This window comes from Bordetella tumbae (assembly GCF_965139195.1).
GTDB classification, from domain to species: domain Bacteria; phylum Pseudomonadota; class Gammaproteobacteria; order Burkholderiales; family Burkholderiaceae_B; genus Bordetella_A; species Bordetella_A tumbae.
Genome location: NZ_CBCSJH010000001.1, coordinates 493598 through 510554 on the forward strand (window position 1 = coordinate 493598; position 16957 = coordinate 510554).

16 protein-coding genes and 1 pseudogene are annotated in these 16957 nt (G+C 58.4%); 13 read left to right on the forward strand and 4 right to left on the reverse strand.

Annotated features, from left to right (window positions below):
- Positions 1–22 precede the first annotated feature (22 nt).
- The 9 genes and pseudogenes from ACNA0J_RS02305 (at position 23) to ACNA0J_RS02345 (ending at position 8131) form a co-directional block, all read left to right on the forward strand.
- Positions 23–1747 carry a class I adenylate-forming enzyme family protein gene (locus ACNA0J_RS02305; protein WP_415815981.1) on the forward strand — a complete coding sequence of 575 codons (1725 nt, stop codon included), beginning with the start codon at positions 23–25 and terminating at the stop codon, positions 1745–1747.
- Entirely contained in the window at positions 1744–2514 is a 771-nt protein-coding gene (locus ACNA0J_RS02310; RefSeq protein ID WP_415815983.1) for an enoyl-CoA hydratase/isomerase family protein, read from the forward strand. Before ACNA0J_RS02305 ends, ACNA0J_RS02310 begins: the two co-directional genes overlap by 4 nt.
- A 3-nt stretch (positions 2515–2517) precedes the next feature.
- Positions 2518–3264, forward strand: a complete 747-nt coding sequence (locus ACNA0J_RS02315) for an SDR family NAD(P)-dependent oxidoreductase (protein WP_415815985.1) — start codon at positions 2518–2520, stop codon at positions 3262–3264.
- Positions 3265–3309: 45 nt separating this feature from the next.
- Positions 3310–4485 carry an acyl-CoA dehydrogenase family protein gene (locus ACNA0J_RS02320; protein ID WP_415815987.1) on the forward strand — a complete coding sequence of 392 codons (1176 nt, stop codon included), beginning with the start codon at positions 3310–3312 and terminating at the stop codon, positions 4483–4485.
- Positions 4482–5357 (forward strand): 3-hydroxyacyl-CoA dehydrogenase family protein, encoded by an 876-nt coding sequence (locus ACNA0J_RS02325; RefSeq protein WP_415815989.1) that lies wholly within the window; start codon positions 4482–4484, stop codon positions 5355–5357. Before ACNA0J_RS02320 ends, ACNA0J_RS02325 begins: the two co-directional genes overlap by 4 nt.
- Positions 5358–5361: 4 nt before the next feature.
- Complete coding sequence (locus tag ACNA0J_RS02330) at positions 5362–6015, forward strand: 3-hydroxyacyl-CoA dehydrogenase family protein (RefSeq protein ID WP_415815991.1); 654 nt, start codon at positions 5362–5364, stop codon at positions 6013–6015.
- Positions 6012–7070: CaiB/BaiF CoA transferase family protein (locus tag ACNA0J_RS02335; RefSeq protein ID WP_415815993.1), on the forward strand; the 1059-nt coding region annotated here is incomplete at its 3' end. The genes ACNA0J_RS02330 and ACNA0J_RS02335, both read left to right, overlap by 4 nt.
- 1 nt (position 7071) lies before the next feature.
- A pseudogene (locus tag ACNA0J_RS02340) lies at positions 7072–7145 on the forward strand (hypothetical protein); the annotation flags it as partial.
- Positions 7142–8131 (forward strand): NADPH:quinone oxidoreductase family protein, encoded by a 990-nt coding sequence (locus ACNA0J_RS02345; RefSeq protein WP_415815995.1) that lies wholly within the window; start codon positions 7142–7144, stop codon positions 8129–8131. The pseudogene ACNA0J_RS02340 and the gene ACNA0J_RS02345, both read left to right, overlap by 4 nt.
- A gap of 155 nt (positions 8132–8286) precedes the next feature.
- On the opposite strand, the gene ACNA0J_RS02350 is transcribed toward ACNA0J_RS02345, so the two are convergent.
- Entirely contained in the window at positions 8287–9096 is an 810-nt protein-coding gene (locus ACNA0J_RS02350) for an enoyl-CoA hydratase/isomerase family protein (RefSeq protein WP_415815997.1), read from the reverse strand.
- A gap of 346 nt (positions 9097–9442) precedes the next feature.
- On the opposite strand from ACNA0J_RS02350, the gene ACNA0J_RS02355 reads away from it, so the two are divergent.
- The gene (locus tag ACNA0J_RS02355; protein ID WP_415815999.1) at positions 9443–10084 is read left to right on the forward strand and encodes an HD domain-containing protein; all 642 of its coding nucleotides are present in this window, start codon (positions 9443–9445) and stop codon (positions 10082–10084) included.
- A 99-nt stretch (positions 10085–10183) separates the two neighbouring features.
- On the opposite strand, the gene ACNA0J_RS02360 is transcribed toward ACNA0J_RS02355, so the two are convergent.
- From ACNA0J_RS02360 to ACNA0J_RS02370, 3 genes are all read right to left on the reverse strand, one after another.
- Positions 10184–11146 carry a GlxA family transcriptional regulator gene (locus ACNA0J_RS02360; protein WP_415816001.1) on the reverse strand — a complete coding sequence of 321 codons (963 nt, stop codon included), beginning with the start codon at positions 11144–11146 and terminating at the stop codon, positions 10184–10186.
- 69 nt (positions 11147–11215) lie between these two features.
- Positions 11216–11839 carry a TetR/AcrR family transcriptional regulator gene (locus ACNA0J_RS02365; RefSeq protein ID WP_415816003.1) on the reverse strand — a complete coding sequence of 208 codons (624 nt, stop codon included), beginning with the start codon at positions 11837–11839 and terminating at the stop codon, positions 11216–11218.
- Positions 11836–12459, reverse strand: coding sequence for an NAD(P)H-dependent oxidoreductase (locus ACNA0J_RS02370; RefSeq protein ID WP_415816005.1), 624 nt, complete (start codon positions 12457–12459; stop codon positions 11836–11838). Before ACNA0J_RS02370 ends, ACNA0J_RS02365 begins: the two co-directional genes overlap by 4 nt.
- Positions 12460–12776: 317 nt before the next feature.
- On the opposite strand from ACNA0J_RS02370, the gene ACNA0J_RS02375 reads away from it, so the two are divergent.
- The 3 genes from ACNA0J_RS02375 (at position 12777) to ACNA0J_RS02385 (ending at position 16797) form a co-directional block, all read left to right on the forward strand.
- A complete protein-coding gene (locus tag ACNA0J_RS02375; protein WP_415816007.1) occupies positions 12777–13685 on the forward strand; it encodes a polysaccharide deacetylase family protein in 909 nt (302 codons plus the stop codon).
- Positions 13682–15190 carry a M81 family metallopeptidase gene (locus tag ACNA0J_RS02380; RefSeq protein ID WP_415816009.1) on the forward strand — a complete coding sequence of 503 codons (1509 nt, stop codon included), beginning with the start codon at positions 13682–13684 and terminating at the stop codon, positions 15188–15190. Before ACNA0J_RS02375 ends, ACNA0J_RS02380 begins: the two co-directional genes overlap by 4 nt.
- A gap of 353 nt (positions 15191–15543) precedes the next feature.
- Positions 15544–16797, forward strand: a complete 1254-nt coding sequence (locus ACNA0J_RS02385) for an MFS transporter (protein WP_415816011.1) — start codon at positions 15544–15546, stop codon at positions 16795–16797.
- Positions 16798–16957: the final 160 nt, after the last annotated feature.

The following is a 16957-nucleotide window of genomic DNA, read 5'->3' on the forward strand; positions in this document are numbered from 1 at the left end:
GAAAGATTCATGGAGGAGTGTTGTGAACACCATACTGACGTTGCATGATCCACAGACCGCCAGGGAAAACTACCTGAGCGGTGTGTGGCACCAGGACACACTGTATTCGTTGACGCGCGAGCACGCCCGGGTACGGCCCAACGCCTGCGCGGTGCGCGACCCGTACCGCCGCCTGACGTGGCGAGAGGTCCTCGCTAATGTAGACATCATCGCCGAGCACTTATATCAGGGTGGCCTGCGGCGTGGCGACCGCGTGGCGATCTGGTTGCCTAACCGCATCGAGGCGGTGCTGATTTTCCTGGCATGTTCGCGCAACGGCTATGTATGTTGTCCGTCTTTGCATCAAAATTACACCAACGCCGAAATCGTCAAATTGCTCACGCGCATCCGCTGCAAGGCATTGTTCGCGCAGCCGGGTTACGGCGCCGACTCGGATCGCTATTCGATCTTCAAGGAGTCCGCGGGCATTGCGACGCTGAAGCAACTGTATGCCTTGGCTCCGCAAGGCTCCGAGCCCGCGAGCGGTTGGCTGCCCGAGGGAGCGTTGTCGTTTCCTGATCATGTCAGCAGCATCGGAATCAGCAGCGCACCGGTGCTCGATCCGGACAAAGTGGTATACCTGGCGTTCACCTCGGGCACCACCGGCGAACCCAAGGGTGTGATGCACAGCGACAACACGCTGCTCGCCAACGGGCGCGCGTTGGTCGCGGACTGGAGGCACGATGCGTCGACGATTCTGCTCGCGCTCAGCCCCATGAGCCATCACATCGGTACGGTGGCGCTGGAGCAATCTTTGGTCGCGGGCATTGAACTGGTGTTGTACAACCCGGCCGCCAGCCGCTCGACGCTGGATTGGGCGCTGGAAACCGGCGCCACGTATGTCATGGGCGTGCCCACGCACGCCATGGATATGCTGAGCGCACTGCGCGAGCGTGGCCTGAGCCAGCTGGGCAACGTCACGGTGTTCTATATGGCGGGGGCTCCCATTCCACGCGAGGTGGCGCAACGCTTTTTGGATCTGGGCGTCAAACCACAGAACGTGTATGGGATGACGGAAAACGGCTCGCATCAGTACACGCTGCCTACAGATGACAGCAATACGATCGTGTCGACATGCGGGCGTGCTTGCAAAGGCTATGAAATCAGAATCTTTAGTCCAGAAAACTCGGACGTTGAAGTTGCGCCGGGCGAGACGGGCGAGATTGGCGGCAAAGGCGGCGTGTTGACGCTGGGCTATTACGACAACCAGGATGCGACCGAGAAATCCTTTAATTCCTCGGGCTGGTTCCTGAGTGGGGATCTGGGCATGCTGGATGAAAACGGCTGCCTGCATGTGATGGGCCGCAAGAAAGATCTGATCATTCGCGGCGGCCACAACATCTATCCGTCACAGATCGAAGATCTGGCGCATCGGCATGCGGGCATCGTCAAATCTGCGGCTTTTCCAGTGCCCGATGATCGCTTGGGAGAAAAAGTCTGTCTGGCAGTGATTTTTGCGTCCGGCGTTTCGCTCGCTGCTAACGAAGTCCTGCAACACCTGCATGACGCAGGGCTGTCCAAGTACGACATGCCCGAGTATTTCTTGGCGATGGAGGCGTTCCCGCTCACCCCCAGCGGCAAGATCCTCAAGCGAGAGCTGATCGAGTGGTTGAAAGACGGCCGTCTCGTGCCTGAACCGGTACGCTGGAAAGCAGCATCTACATCCCATGACGTCAAAAATGCTATCAAGGAAGGGGTATCGCTATGAGCGTGAAGCTGGAGTATGACGGCGAGTTTGCGCATATCTCGCTCAATCGCCCTGAAGTTCTCAATGCATTGAGTTTCGAGATCTTGTCGGAACTGGGTAACGCGTTGACTCGGGTCGCCGAATCAGATGCGCGAGCATTGATTTTCACCGGTGCCGGTGAAAAAGCGTTTTGCGCCGGCGCAGACATCCCCGAGTTGATGAACCGGCCCTTGATGCAAGAGCTAGAGGGGGCTGCCAAAGGGCAAGCCGTGTTCAACCAGATTGCTGCGTTGAAGATTCCGTCCATCGCGGTGATTCACGGCTATGCCTTTGGTGGCGGCCTCGAGCTCGCTCTCGCGTGCACCTTCCGGGTCGCGACAGAGCGTGCGAAAGTCGGATTGCCCGAGGTCAAATTGGGCCTGATTCCTGGATACGGCGGCACTCAGCGGTTGCCGCGGTTGGTGGGCGAGGGACGCGCGCTGGACATGATCATGTCCGGCCGAACCGTCGCGGCGGAAGAGGCCGAGCGCATTGGCCTGGTCAACCGTATCGACAACGAGGGCAGCCCGTTGGAGATCGGCAAGCGGTATCTGGAGCCGTATCTGAAGCACAGTCTCTGCGCGCTGTTTTTCGCGCGCGAAGCGGTGCTGCGAGGTGGACGCACTGGTCTCGAAGACGGCCTGCGCATCGAACGCGATCTGTCGACGCTCGCGTACCGCAGCGATGATGCGGCTGAGGGCCTGCGCGCCTTTGTGGAAAAACGGCCCGCCAATTTCAAGGACTGCTGAAGCATGGACTCCGGACTGATTTACGTAACGGGTGCGAGTCGCGGTATCGGGGCGATGATCGCTTACGAGCTGGCCCGCCGTGGCTACGAGGTGGGATGCCTGTCACGCTCGGGTGACAAGCCACATGTCGCAGACGTACCTGACGATGTCGCTGCACGCTGGCATGCAGTGGCCTGCGATGTGACCGATGGCGAAGCGATGAAAGACGCCATGGCGGCGTTGCATAGCAAGCTGGGCGTACCTGTCAGGGGGCTGGTGAACAATGCCGGCCTGCATACCGAGGCACCCACTATCGACCTGCCGATGGATGAGTTTCGCAAGCTGATGGACATCAACGCGGTATCCCTGCTGCAGGCGTGCCAACTCGTGCATCCGCTGCTGAAGAACCAAGGTGGTGGCGTGATCGTCAACATTGGGTCTTTCTATGACAAGCTGGGCGTAAAGCGCAACGTGTCCTATTGCGCGTCGAAGGCGGCAGTGGGCGCGATTACGCGCTGCCTGGCGGTCGAGTGGGCCAAGGACGGCATCCAGGTGATCGATGTGGCCCCGGGCTACATCATGACGGACCTGAATCGCGAGGCCATGGAAGCCGGCCCCTTGCGCGCCTATCTGGACAAGCGCATTCCCCGCAAACAGCCCGGCGAAGCGCGAGACGTAGCCGTACTGGTGGCGTCGCTGTTCCAGGAAGGCATGGGCTTTCTCAGCGGGGAAACGATTTACATCGATGGCGCACAGAGCGTGTCGGTCTGAAGCCGCGCGACCACGCATGAACAGTGAAATGATCAAGGAGAAAGCATGAACGTACTGGAACGCCTGGACCAGGCGCTGGCGTTCTCGGAAGAAGAGGGCATGCTGCTCGATTCCGTCCGTGAGTTGGCCAAGAACGAATTCGCACCGCGCGCCGCGGCCTATGACGAGAAAAGCGAGTTTCCCTGGGAGAACATCAAGGCCATCAATGCGCTGGGTCTGAACGCCATGTTCATCCCCGAAGCCTATGGTGGAATGCCCTTGTCGTACCGGTGTTACCTGGCCTGCGTACGCGAGATATCCAAAGCCTGCGCCTCCACCGGCATTATCTGGGCCACCAATTTTCACGCGATCAAGCCGGTGATCCAGTATGGATCGGAGGAGCTCAAGTCTCGAATTCTGCCGCGTATGGCCGAGGGCGCGCTGGCATCTCTGGTGATCACCGAGCCATCAGCAGGCTCGGACGCAACGGGCATGAAGACGCAGTTCCGCGAAGACGGCGACGACATCGTCGTGGACGGACAGAAGATCTTCATCAGCAACGGTGATGTGGCGGACGTGTATGTCGTGTTCGGCAAATGGGCGGGCGCGGAGAACGCCAAGGAAGCCATTGGCGCCGTCGTGATTGAAAAAGATACGCCGGGACTGACGGTCACTGGCACCGAACATAAGATGGGTACGCGCGCCTCTGGTACGGCTTCGTTGTCGTTCGAAGGCTGCCGCATTCCGCGCGGCAATATTCTCGCGCCCGTCGGCAAGGGACTGAGCGTGCTGCTTGGCTCGCTGAACAAGTCGCGCCCCAGCGTGGCGGCGCATGCACTCGGCATTGCACGCGCAGCATTCGAGGACGCCACTGCCTATATCAATGACCGCAAGCAATCGGGAAAACGTATTCTCGAATTCCAGGGGATTCAGTTCATGGTGGCCGATCTCGCAGCGGAACTGGCACTGTGCGAAAGCTGGCTCTGGCACGTTGGCGGGCTGGTGGATCAGGGCGTGGACGACATGGGCATAGAGGCGTCCATCCTCAAACTCAGGGCGACCGATCTCGCCATGCGCATCACCACCGACGCGGTGCAACTGCATGGCGGCTATGGCTATTGCCAGGATTTTCGCGCTGAACGCCTGATGCGCGACGCGAAGATCACGCAGATCTGGGAAGGCACGAACCAGATCCATCGACAACTCATCGGCCGCAGCTTTTTGAAAAAGGAAGGAAAATGAGCGAGATAAAGACGGTCGGTGTCGTCGGCAGTGGCACCATGGGAACGGGCATCGCCATCGTGGCTGTACGAGCGGGATTCAGGACCATCGTGCTCGATGCGCGCCAGGATGCCCTGGACAATGCTCGCAAGCAGACCGCTGCATTTCTGGCGAAGTCTGTCGCCCGCGGCAAACTGGCAGCGGGGCAGGACGAGGCCATCATGGCGCAGTGGAAAGGCACCACGCGAGCCGAGGATCTGGCCGAGTGCGATGTGATTATCGAGGCCGTGTTCGAAGACCTGAAAGTCAAACACGCGCTGTTTTCTCAGCTTAACGACATCTGCCCGCCTCACACGCTGTTTGCCTCCAATACGTCAACCATCTCGATCACTGAGATCGCCGGTGGCAGCGGTCGCGCGGATCGCGTGGTGGGCATGCATTTCTGCTTGCCCGCGCAACTGATGAAGCTCGTCGAGATGTCGCCGGGGCTGTCCACGTCGGATGAGACCTTTGCCAAGGCCTGGGCTTTTTGCGAAGCGCTAGGGCAAAAGCCTGTCAAGACACGCGACACCCCGGGATTCATCCTCAACTATTTCCTCATCCCCTGGCACAACGATGTCATCAACATGGTGGACCAAGGTGTGGCCACGCCGGCGGACATTGATCTCGCCGTGAAAACGGCACTTGGCTATCCGCTCGGTCCGCTGGAATTGCTGGACATGGTCGGTATGGACACGCAGAAGCTCTTGTCAGACGCCATGCACGGGCTCACCAATGAGCCTCGCGCGGCTTGCCCGCCCCTGGTCAAACGCATGATCGGTGCTGGGAAACTCGGCAGAAAGTCCGGCGCCGGTTTCCACACCTATGACAGCAACAAGATTTTCGGAGCTTGAGAACATGAGCTATCAAATTATCAAGCGTGGCGAGAGCCTTTCTTTTCCTGATGCCCATGCGTTTATTGAAGCCGCTGCCAGCCAGGGCGACGGTGTCGTGTTGATCGGTGACGGCGCAGGCAAGGGATGGAGCGAAGGTGTCGAAGGGGCCGCAAGCAAAGCTTTCGTCGCCATCGAGCTCGATATGGAATGCCTTGGCGTGCACACCGGTGAAGACGAGGGCCCAGCCAATGTCGTGGGCTTTGCCCGCTTTAGATTGGGCGACGACGCGCCCACCAATCTGATCGAGTTGGTGAAGAAGCCCTACACAGACGAGGCTGCCGTAAACGCTGCCAAGCAAGCGTTCGAGGCTGCGGGCCTGAAAGTGGCCGTGTGCAACGACTTTCCCGGCCGCATTCTCAATCGCCTGGTGCGGCCGTACTACAACGCTGCCTTGCGCCGTCTGGACGACGGGTTAGCCAGCGCGTCGGACATGGACAAGACACTATGTCTGGGGCTGGGCTACCCAGAGGGCCCGATCTCATTGCTCAAGCGCAGTGGTCTGCACCATCACTATCGCGTCACACAAGCGCTGTACGAGGCGCTGGGTCAGGAACCCTACGCACCCGCACGCCGCGCCCAGGTCGCATGGGCACGCCACAACAAGGATGCGCCATGACGCAACCCCTGAAAGGGATAAAGGTGCTGGACCTGAGCACCTTGCTGCCCGGACCGATGTGTACGTTGATCCTCGCTGAAGCGGGGGCGGACGTGATCAAAGTGGAGCGCGACGCCGGCGACGAGATGCGCAGCTACGAGCCGCGTTTTGGCGACGATAGCGTCAATTTCGTATTGCTCAATCGCGGTAAGCGTTCGGCTTGCTTGAACCTAAAGGCCGAGGCGGATCGCGCGCAGCTGCTGGAGCTGGTGCGCGATATAGACGTCGTGGTGGAGCAATTCAGGCCGGGCGTCATGAAGCGTCTAGGGCTGGACTACGAAACCCTGTCGCAAATCAATCCTCGGCTGATTTACTGCTCTATTACCACCTACGGGCAGCATGGCCCCAAAGCGCTCAGAGCCGCCCACGACCTGAATTTTCAGGCTGAAACCGGCATGTTGGGCCTGTCTGGAGACGCGGGCGGCGTGCCCATCGTGCCGCCCACATTGACGGGCGATCTGGCGGGCGGAACGTATCCTGCGGTCATCAACATTTTGCTCGCCCTGCGCCAGCGTGATCTGGACGGCAAGGGGCAGCATCTCGATGTTTCCATGACGGATAACCTGTTCACACTGATGTACTGGGGCTTGGGCAACGGTTGGAGCCAAGGGAAATGGCCACGCGCAGGCAAGGAGCTCGTCAGCGGGGGCTCGCCGCGTTATGCCATCTACAAAACGGCCGATGGCAGATTCTTGTCGGCAGCACCGCTCGAGGACAAATTCTGGGCTACCTTTTTGTCACTCATCGAAGCCCCTCAACTGGCTGACGAGAAAGACGACGAACGTGCTTTTGCAGAGGTGTCACGTATCATCGCGTCGAGATCGGCGGACGAATGGATGCAGCGGTTTGACGGGCATGACGTCTGCGTTTCTGAAGTCGTCAACCTGGAGCAGGCGCTACAGGACCCGCATTTCAAGGCACGCGGCCTGTTCGAGCGCGAGGTATTGAACAGCAGTGGCGTGTTCATGCCCGCGCTGCCCGTGCCGGTGTGCGCAGCGTTCAGATCAGACGAGCGCNGCGTCGCGGCGCCAGCGCTAGGCCAACATACACAACAATTATTCGATGTCGCCACAGGAGACAGCGCCAAATGAAAGCGGTCGTTATTCATGAATTTGCTGAGCCCGAGAACCTCAGCGTTGAGGACTTTTCTGAACCCGTACCTGGCGAGGGAGAGGTTGTGATCGCCGTTACCCATGCCGGGGTCAACTACCCAGATCTGCTGGTGATGACTGGCAAATACCAGAATCTGCCCGCACGCCCGTTTGTGCCTGGCAAGGACGCTGCAGGCACGATCGCTGCGGCCGGGCCGGGCGTACAGGGCCTGAAAGTGGGCGACCGTGTCGTGGCGCAGGTCGAGTTTGGCGCCTTTGCCGAACGTACGCTCGCGGCCGCCGCGTCCTGCTATCCCTTGCCCGATAGTATTTCCGATGCAGATGCCGCAGGCATGGGACTGGTGTATCAAACGGCCTACTTTGCGTTGGTGGAACGCGGACAGTTCAAAAAGGGCGAGATCGTCCTGGTCAATGGCGCCGCGGGCGGCGTGGGCGGTGCGGCAATTCAACTCGTGAAGGCGCTGGGCGGAACGGCCTTGGCCGGCGTGGCGGGCGCAGAGCAGGCCGAGGCTGCACGCGCCCTGGGTGCCGATCACATCATTGATCTGTCGGCACCAGACCTGCGCGAATCACTGCGAGAGCAGGTATTTGCCTGCACCGGCGGACACGGTGTTGATGTCGTGCTCGATCCCTTGGGTGATGAAATTTTCGACGCTGCCATTCGTGCGGTGGCATGGTGTGGGCGGTTGGTGTGTATTGGTTTTGCTGCGGGCCGTATCCCGACACTTAAAGTGAACTATCTGCTGGTCAAGAACATCGCCGTTTCCGGGTTGCAGTGGAGCGACTATCGCGATCGTCAACCGGAAAAAGTACGCGAGGTGCAACGAGTGTTGTACGAGCTGCATGCCAAAGGCGCCTTGCGTCCACACATCGTCGAAGTGCTGCCTTTGGCACGTTTCGCCGAGCCGCTACGTGTGCTTGCGAATGGCAAAGCAAAGGGCAAGTACGTGTTGCGACTTTCTTGATCGATAGAAGGTTGAGCGAGCGGGCTGTGGCGGGCAGCGAGGATCTGCATTGCCTCGCGAGCGCTGAAATTTTTATGTGACGAACACAGATATATTGCCCAGAAAAAAACGCCGGCCTCGTGAGCCGGCGATTTTCATGGCGCGTCTACTACGTATCAGAACGGGCAGTCGGGATTGAAGCTGGGGCTGCGCTTTTCAAGGAACGCGTCAATGCCTTCCTTGCCTTCCGGCCCGGCGAAGCCTGTGAATTCAAATGCGAGCGACGCATCGAAAATCGGCATGGCCTGTTTGATCCAATGATTCAGCATCATCTTCGTCCATCGCTGTGCGGCCGGAGCGCCTTGCGCCAGGCGGTTGGCGATCTCCAGCGCGCGTGCTTCTACTTCCTCGTCCGGCAAGGCCAGCGACACCAGATTCATGCGCTCGGCCTCTTCACCGGTAATCGTATCCGCCGTGAGCAGGTAGTACTTCGCCTTGGCCATCCCGCAGAGCAGGGGCCAGATGATCGCAGCGTGATCGCCTGCGGCTACGCCGATCTTCAGATGGCCGTCAGAGAACTTGGCGTCTTTCGCCGCAATCGACACATCCGCCAGCAGCAGCGTCGCCAGACCGGCGCCCACCGCCCAGCCGCGCGCCGCCGTTACGATAGGCTTGCGGCAATCCAGCATATTGGTCACCAGATCACGCGATTCCTTCATCGCCCGCATGCGCAGCGCATAGTCGTCGCATACCTTGCGTTCATGCTTCAGGTCACCACCGGCGGAGAACGTCTTGCCGTCGCCTGTGAAGATCACCACATTCACGCTGTCGTCGGCGTCTACATCGCGCCAGATCTCCGACACCTCGCGGTGCATCTGGGCATCCATGGCACCCATCGTCAGCGGCGAGCGCATGGTGATGCGTAGCACCTTGGGGCCGGGACGATCAAAGGCGAGGCGTTCGTAGCGTGCGTAGCGGTCAGTCATGTCTTGTGTCTTCCTTCTGATTGAGAGAGGCGGGCGTTGTGGGGCACCCGAATTCAACTGTTAAAGATACATATGCAAAAGGCGTGCCAGGTATGGGAGGCTTGCTTTTGTGAGGGATTTCCCTAGGTGGATGCCGGGGAGTGACCGGGCCGCGGGGCGAAATATGTAATCGACAAGACCAGGGAGAGGCGCGATGTGTCCTCAGAGTGTCTTTATTTTGGGCACATGGCATAAAACGACGCAAGTTTGTCCAATTTCGCTGTGACGTGTTCGTTGTGGAGCACAAGGCCGAGTGATGAAATGAACATCTGTCGTCAGGCTACTAACTCACTCGGAGCATTCATTCGTGGCTGAAACCATCGCCGGTATCCACATTCCAGACAGTGCCATCGCACGCGCTGCCACTCAACTCGTTCGTGACACGGAGGACGATCTGCTCTATCACCACAGTCGCCGAGTGTTCTGTTGGGCGGCACTGACTGGAGAGCGTCGTGGCCTGGACTTTGACCCAGAGCTGCTGTATCTAGGCGCCATGTTTCACGATATGGGGCTGACAAAAACATACTCCAGTCGCGACTTGCGCTTTGAGGTTGATGGTGCGAACGCCGCTCGCGAATTCATGCGGGGCTATGGCGTTGCCGAACGCGACATCGAAGACGTTTGGACGGCGATCGCATTACATACGACACCAGGGATCCCCGAGCATATGCGACCCACCGTTGCGCTGGTAACGGCTGGGGTAGAAATGGATGTGCTGGGCATTGCTTATAACGATTTCACTCATGGCCAGCGTGAGCACGTATGCAAGTGCCATCCACGCGGACTGAACTTTAAAGAAAACATCATTGATCATTTCGCGGACGGCATACGTCATAAGCCGCTGACGACATTCGGCAACGTAAAAGCTGACGTGCTCGAGCTCAAGGACCCGGGCTACCAGAGGATGAATTTCTGCTCAATCATTCGAGGCTCAGCCTGGCCAAGTTGACCTAATAGGCTAGGTGCTTCTGGAACGCCGCGTGTATACCGAGAATCAGGGCGCGCGGCGGACCTGCTTTCTCCATGACGCGTTCGACGCAGGCTCCACTCATTGTCTGAAGCTGGCGCGATACTGCGCAGGCGTCACGCCTAGCCGTTCCTGGAAAACAATGCGCATGCGATCCGCAGCGCCGAAACCGCAGGCGTAGGCGACTGACTTCAGGGGACTATCGCTTGCTTCCAGCATTGTGCGCGCAGCGTCGACACGTATGCGTTGTACGAATTCGTGTGGCGTAACGCCGGTTTCCTGTATGAAGTGCCGAGTGAGATTACGGGGGCTCATCGATACTTCAACCGCCAGCGACGCCAGGGTGTGCCGTTTTTCAATGTCCGCCGTGATCAACGCCTGTATCCGTGCCACGGGCGAGTCGGGGTCCTGAACTGCAGTCAGGTAGGGACTGAATTGCGATTGACCGCCCTGGCGCTGTGCTACCACGACCAGCCGCTTGGCCACTGCCAGTGCAATGTCGCGTCCGTGGAGTTCGCGGACGAGCGCAAGTGTCATGTCTATCCCGGCCGTGACACCAGCGGATGTGATCAGGCGGCCATCGCGAATGTAGATGGCATCAGCTTCGACGTTGGCTCGGGGGAACATGGTTGCCAATTTCGCTGCGTTCTGCCAGTGTGTCGTGACGCGACGTTGTTCGAGCAGTCCTGCGTGGCCCAAGGTAAAGGCGCCGGTGCAGATAGAGCCATAGAGATCGGCATGGCTTGCCGCCCATTGCAGCCACTCGTTGAGCTGAAGATCCGGCGTCGCGTCTGGTAATGCAGGTCCGCCGGCGACGAGCACGATATCGAACGGTCGCGAGGTTTCGCTAAACGTCATATCCGCGATCAACCTCATTCGATTGGACGCATGAAGCGGAGCTCGCCTCGGCGCCACGAGGACTGTTTCATACCGGTCCCCTTCCTTCAAATGGCCATTGGCCTCATGGAATGTGTCGACCGGGCCTGCAACATCCAACGCCTGTACGCCCTCGTGAATGACGATAGCGACCGATCTGTTCTTCATCTTGCGCTCCTTGCGTTGAATATTTTTTTAGGCCGCACAGCTTTTCCGGGATGCCCTTACGTACCGCGCTTACTTACTACGCTTGACCATCGCCCGGATGGTTTCTGCCAACTCGTCCTGTGCTTGCTGTTCGCTGATATCACCGACAACGGTCGCCTGCGAAAGCGCATCCGCAGCCCCCAGCATTGCCCACAGGCTTGTCTGCGACACGCCCTGTGCGCCAGCAAAAGGTGCAAGGATCTGCTTGCACTTTTCGATGAAGGCCAACTGGTACTGGCGCTTGACCGCAGCCAGTTCCGCAGAGCCGCTGAGCGCTGCGAGCAGTTCTGGGATCTCGCGCCCCTGGGTCAGCACGCAGTTGACGTAGCTGGATGCGATGACGCGCGCCTTTTCGTTCAAGCTTGGCTTGCTCGCGGCAATCGCCGCATCAATCAGCGCGGTCTGGCGAATATCGTAATCCTCATAGAGCGCTGCCAGCAGTCCATTGCGCGTGCCGAAATGATCATAGGCCACGGGCTTGGTGACGCCAGCTTCTGCGGCAAGCCGTCCCAGTGTTAACGCGTCTGTGCCTTCATCGCTGATCAGTTTCCAAGACACATCCAGCAGTTGGCGCAGCCGCTCTTCCTTGGATAGGCGGCGAGGCGAAGCGGCCGCGGCCGCGCGTGAGGAGACTACCTGTGGACGATTTTTCATGCTTCGATTGCCTCTGCCTGTGTAGCAGCATGGGAAGCAAAAATCCCGCTACCGATTTCTCGTGCCGTATCGAGGTGCGCGTCGGGAAATCCGGCATCCGACGCAAGCAGCAACTCCGACGTCGCAACACGCGCGCCACAATAGCCGAAGATTCCGTGGTCGATTTGCGTCTTCATCGCATCGGAGTAACCATGCCGGACATATGTGCGCTGGCTGGCGCCACCCAATCCGATCAGATGTATTGGCAGGCGATGCAGTTTCTTGATGAGCTTGCCGTCTGCATCCTCCTCGTACGCCCAGCCCTGGGTGAATACCCGGTCGATCCATCCTTTGAGCAACCCAGGAAAAGACCACCAATACACCGGATAGACCAATACCAGGGCATCCGCGCGGTCGATGCGCGCATGCTCTGCCGCGACATCGGGCAATGGCTCCGCTTCCTTCAAATGCAGGGCCACGTCGGCCAGGGTAAATCGCGGGTCGAAACTCTCTGCAGCCAGGTCGGCGATTTCGAACGTGTTCTGAGAGCCCGATGCGGCTATCCCCTCTGCTATCTGGGCGGCAACTGCATGGGTCAGCGACGTTGGGTCAGGATGTGCGACGACGATAAGTGCATGCATGATTCGTTTACTCCATCGGAAGTTTTACCTACCAATGGTAACCTACTAATGGTAAGTTGTGTTTTTAATTTGATGGGGCGCGAAATTGATCGTTGTATTGACGGGAACAGAGCATGGGATCATCCGCTAGTTTCTGCTTGGTAGCAGGCCTGGCGTTTCGTGTTGTTCTGGGCACATCGCATTTCATCGGGTTTTGACCTGATCTGAAAAAAGCCTGTCCCGTTTTGTCAATCGACTTTGACCAGGGCTCCTAAAGTGTTCGCAACTGGTGTTCGCAACTGAGCCAACACTTTGCACTACGCTCAAAGGAGTCCGTTATGAACGATAAAAGCACGATCCAACCCTGGCAATGGCCAGAACAGGAATGGCGGCGTTTAGTCAGCCGTGTCAGAGCAGGGCGGCGGCTGCGTCCGCAGAAATGGAAAAACGGTGCGCAACTCGCTATCGCGTTGGCCTTTGACTCGGATCATGAGACCAACGAACTGCGCGACGGCGGCCGTTCGATCAATCGTCTTGCGTGGGGCCAATACGGCCACCGAGTTGGTGTCCCTCGTATCTTGGATTTGCTGGAGAAACACGCGGTCCCAGCCAGTTTCTATGTCCCAGCCGTGACAGCCTTGCTATACCCCGAAGAGCAGAAAAAAGTAATCACTGCTGGACATGAAATCGGCATCCATGGCTGGATTCACGAGCTGAATTCCAACCTCAGCATCGACGATGAGCGGAATTTGATGCTGCGTTCGCTCGACACGTTGGAAAAGGTGACGGGCAAGCGGCCCACGGGTTTTCGTTCGCCCTCGGCAGATTTCTCCGAAAACACGTTGCATCTGCTGCGTGAGCTGGGCATTTCGTACGATTCGTCGTTGGGGGCCGATGATGATTGCTACGAGCTGGAGATGCACGGCGAAGCCACCGGCATAGTCGAGATCCCCTTCGATTGGGTGCGCGATGACGCAGTCTATTTCCTGATGCACAGGTTCCAGGGGTTGCGTCCCTACACGCCGCCGACAGATGTGTTTGACATCTTCAAGCGCGAATTGGACGCTGCCTATACGGAAGGCGGTCTGTTCGAACTCACCATGCATCCGCATGTGATTACCAACCGCTCTCGGATTTGGATCCTGGACGAGTTAATACAGTACGCCAAGACGCTGCCGGGCGGAGTCTGGTTCGCGCGGCATGACGAGATCGTTGCCTATGTATTGGCGCATGGGGAAGAACAATGACATTACCTTTGCGAGTCTTTGTAGCGGGGTTCAAGCACGAAACCAACACTTTTGCCGCGCACCTGGCCGATTGGGCTGCGTTCGAACGCGGAGAGAGTTTTCCCCCTCCCGTTCACGGTCAGCCCATGCTGGATATGGTGATGAGGGTCGAGATTTCGGCGACGGGCTTTGCGCGTCAGGCGCAGCAGCGTGGCTGGACCCTGGTGCCTAGTCTGTGGTGTGGGGCGGTGCCTTCTTCCTATGTTACCGACGAGGCATTCGCGCGTATTTGTGAAACAATCGTGGCCGACGCGCAGCGCCTGGAGTACGACGCAATTTACCTCGAACTGCATGGTGCTGCGATGGCGCAATCGTTTGACGATGCCGAGGGTGAGCTGTTGACACGTATCCGTCGAGTGGTAGGGCCGTCAGTTCCTATTGTGGTCAGTCTGGATCTGCATGCGAACGTCACAAAAACCATGCTTGAACAGGCGGATGGCCTGGTTGCGTTTCGTACCTATCCGCACATCGATTACGTCAAAACCGGAGAGCGGGCCGCCGATTTACTCGAACGATACTTGCATAACGGCGGGCGTGAGGCGCTCAGCGTTGAACGGCTGCCGTATCTGATTCCGGTTAACTCTCAGGGCACCGCGTCCGATCCGGCAAAAGGCGCCTATGAGTTGTTGAACGAGATAGACGAACGCTTGGGCACGATGACCAGTTTCTGCATGGGATTCCCGTCTTCGGATTTCGATGAATGCGCTCCTGTATTGTGGTCTCACGGCGATCGTGCGGAGGAGGCCGTTGCCACCTTGCTAAAGCGGGTCGCGGAACCCACGCAATGGCGACTGAAGGCGCTGAAAGCAAGGGAGGCGGTCCTCTCCGGCCTGGAGCGCGCCGCCTCGACCCATCGCGCCGTTGTGATCGCAGATACACAAGACAATCCCGGCATTGGAGGCACCAGCTCGACAACAGGAATGTTGCACGCGTTACTGGATGCCAAGGCGGGCCAAGTATTCCCAGAGCGGGTGGCCCTAGCCGTACTTTATGATCCTGAGGCCGCTGCTGCCGCGCACCGTGCAGGAGTCGGGCAGACTTTGGAAATCCAGATCGGAGAATCGATCGAGACACCGACAGGGCAGAGTGAATCCCCTGTTTTTGGGACTTTCCGCGTCCTTGCTTTGTCAGATGGCGTGACGACGTTCAAGGGGCCCAAAATGACGGGCTTTCAAACCCGACTCGGTCCGAGCGCCTGTCTGGAAATCGATGGCGTGTTGATTGTCGTGGCGAGTGGCCGGATCGGAGCCCAGGACCGCGAGCTTTTCCGGATGGTGGGTATCAATCCGGAGGAAATGAAGATCATTGTCGTCAAGAGCACACAGCATTTCCGTGCCGATTTTGAAGCAGTCGTGGAAACCCCTGACACCGATATCCTGTATGCGTTGGCGCCCGGTATGCTGGCGGCCGATCCGGGCGACCTGCCGTGGAAAAAGCTTTCGCCTGCTACACGGGTTCGCCCCTGAAGCATTGACGTAGTCATTCGTCCCATGGACCAGGTTCTTGACCCCTTGCGATACCGATATCGTACCCATCCGAATCAGTGATTCCCCCAATATGTCTTGTCCCAATATGACAAGTGTATGTCCCATTTTGACAAAGTAGTTTTGGCGACTGGATCACTATGACGGTCAGGGCAGCTCATCATCACAGACTGATACGAAGCACAAATCGGGAGATGGGTTGTGCCCTCACAAGAAACAAGAACGCTGGTCCTAACCAACCTTTCGAGGGCGAAATGTCTACACAAATACCCGCGGTCAACGCTGCCGCTCACCCAGGGCCGTCTAACGCGACTACGAGGCCCAGCATAGCGAGCGTGCGTACGATCCTGGCACCGGTGATGGGCAATGTATTGGAGTGGTACGACTTCGCAGTCTATGCATTCGTTGCGGGTTTGATTGCAAAGAACTTCTTTCCCTCCAGCGATCCGGCGACGGCCTTGTTGGCGTCGTTTGCAGTATTCGGAGTTGGGTTTGTCGCCCGCCCTTTGGGCAGCATTGTGATCGGTCGAATTGGCGATACCCGGGGCCGCAAGGCTGCCTTGTTATTGACCGTCTACATGATGGCAGCGGGAACGCTGCTATTGGCAATACTGCCTACGTACGCAAGCGCGGGCATCATCGCGCCAGCATTGCTGGTGTTGGCGCGTCTGCTGCAGGGGTTCTCCGCTGGTGGTGAATGGAGCGGGGCGATCAGCTTCATCGTCGAATGGGCGCCCGAACGGCGCCGCGGCCTGTACGGCAGCCTGCACATGGTCGGTGTCGTCGGTGGCTTGTTGCTGGGATCTGGTGTGGCCGCCGTGCTCAATTCACTGTTAACGCCCGAAGAAATGCTTCAGTGGGGATGGCGCATGCCCTTTATCATCGGCTGCGTCATCGGACCCTTTGCACTGTGGATGCGCCGATCCATCGACGAGACGCCCGCTTTCGAGCAAGCGGCTGCGTTGCAAGAGCGTCCGATCCCCATGCTGCAGGACGGTGCGGGGTTCAAGCTGGCGGTCAAAGCATGCGGCATGTCAGTGCTGTCCAATGTCAGCTTCTACATACTGTTGTTCTACATGCCTACGTGGGTGACGTCGAATCTGCAGGTGACGGCATCCGAGGCATTGTGGGCCAATACCGTGGGACTATTGCTGCTGGCGGTGCTGACGCCAGTGTTTGGCCAGATATCTGACCTGATAGGCCGCAAGACCGTCCTGATGTTTTCCTGCGTGTTTGCATTGCTCGCTTCTTACCCGGCTTTTAACCATCTAGTGTCGTTGACGCCCGCAACACTGAAAGACCTGCTGTTGGTGCAATGTGTATTCTCGGTGATCCTCGCAGCTATCGCGGGTGGATTGCCAACGACGTTGGTCGAGATGTTCCCGACTCGCAATCGGACGACCTGGATGAGCATCGGGTACGGTGTTTCGGTGACGTTGTTTGGGGGCTTCGCGCCATTCGTAGCCGTGTGGTTGATTCAAAAATTCGAGACGCCGATTGCACCGGTGTATTACCTGATGGGTGGTGCGCTGTTGTCAGGCATAGTCACACTGTTTGCGCGAGAAACTGCCTTTGCCAAATTGAAGTAATCGCCGGCGGGACCATGCCCGTGCGGCGCAGGTCGAACGCAGCAGCAGATCTATTACTATTCGTACTGCCATCGGCCGCGTCGGTTGGGGAATAAGCAATGGAAGCGCGAAACAGAAGAACGATCCGAAGCGCCACGCTGGTAGGTTTCCCGGAGGCTGC

Coding starts and splice junctions, on each gene's coding strand:
- ACNA0J_RS02360 (WP_415816001.1), bottom strand. CDS start 11,146: ATGAAGAACAGATCGGTCGCTATCGTCATTCACGAGGGCGTACAGGCG.
- ACNA0J_RS02320 (WP_415815987.1), top strand. CDS start 3,310: ATGAACGTACTGGAACGCCTGGACCAGGCGCTGGCGTTCTCGGAAGAA.
- ACNA0J_RS02370 (WP_415816005.1), bottom strand. CDS start 12,459: ATGCATGCACTTATCGTCGTCGCACATCCTGACCCAACGTCGCTGACC.
- ACNA0J_RS02315 (WP_415815985.1), top strand. CDS start 2,518: ATGGACTCCGGACTGATTTACGTAACGGGTGCGAGTCGCGGTATCGGG.
- ACNA0J_RS02330 (WP_415815991.1), top strand. CDS start 5,362: ATGAGCTATCAAATTATCAAGCGTGGCGAGAGCCTTTCTTTTCCTGAT.
- ACNA0J_RS02375 (WP_415816007.1), top strand. CDS start 12,777: ATGAACGATAAAAGCACGATCCAACCCTGGCAATGGCCAGAACAGGAA.
- ACNA0J_RS02345 (WP_415815995.1), top strand. CDS start 7,142: ATGAAAGCGGTCGTTATTCATGAATTTGCTGAGCCCGAGAACCTCAGC.
- ACNA0J_RS02365 (WP_415816003.1), bottom strand. CDS start 11,839: ATGAAAAATCGTCCACAGGTAGTCTCCTCACGCGCGGCCGCGGCCGCT.
- ACNA0J_RS02350 (WP_415815997.1), bottom strand. CDS start 9,096: ATGACTGACCGCTACGCACGCTACGAACGCCTCGCCTTTGATCGTCCC.
- ACNA0J_RS02310 (WP_415815983.1), top strand. CDS start 1,744: ATGAGCGTGAAGCTGGAGTATGACGGCGAGTTTGCGCATATCTCGCTC.
- ACNA0J_RS02380 (WP_415816009.1), top strand. CDS start 13,682: ATGACATTACCTTTGCGAGTCTTTGTAGCGGGGTTCAAGCACGAAACC.
- ACNA0J_RS02325 (WP_415815989.1), top strand. CDS start 4,482: ATGAGCGAGATAAAGACGGTCGGTGTCGTCGGCAGTGGCACCATGGGA.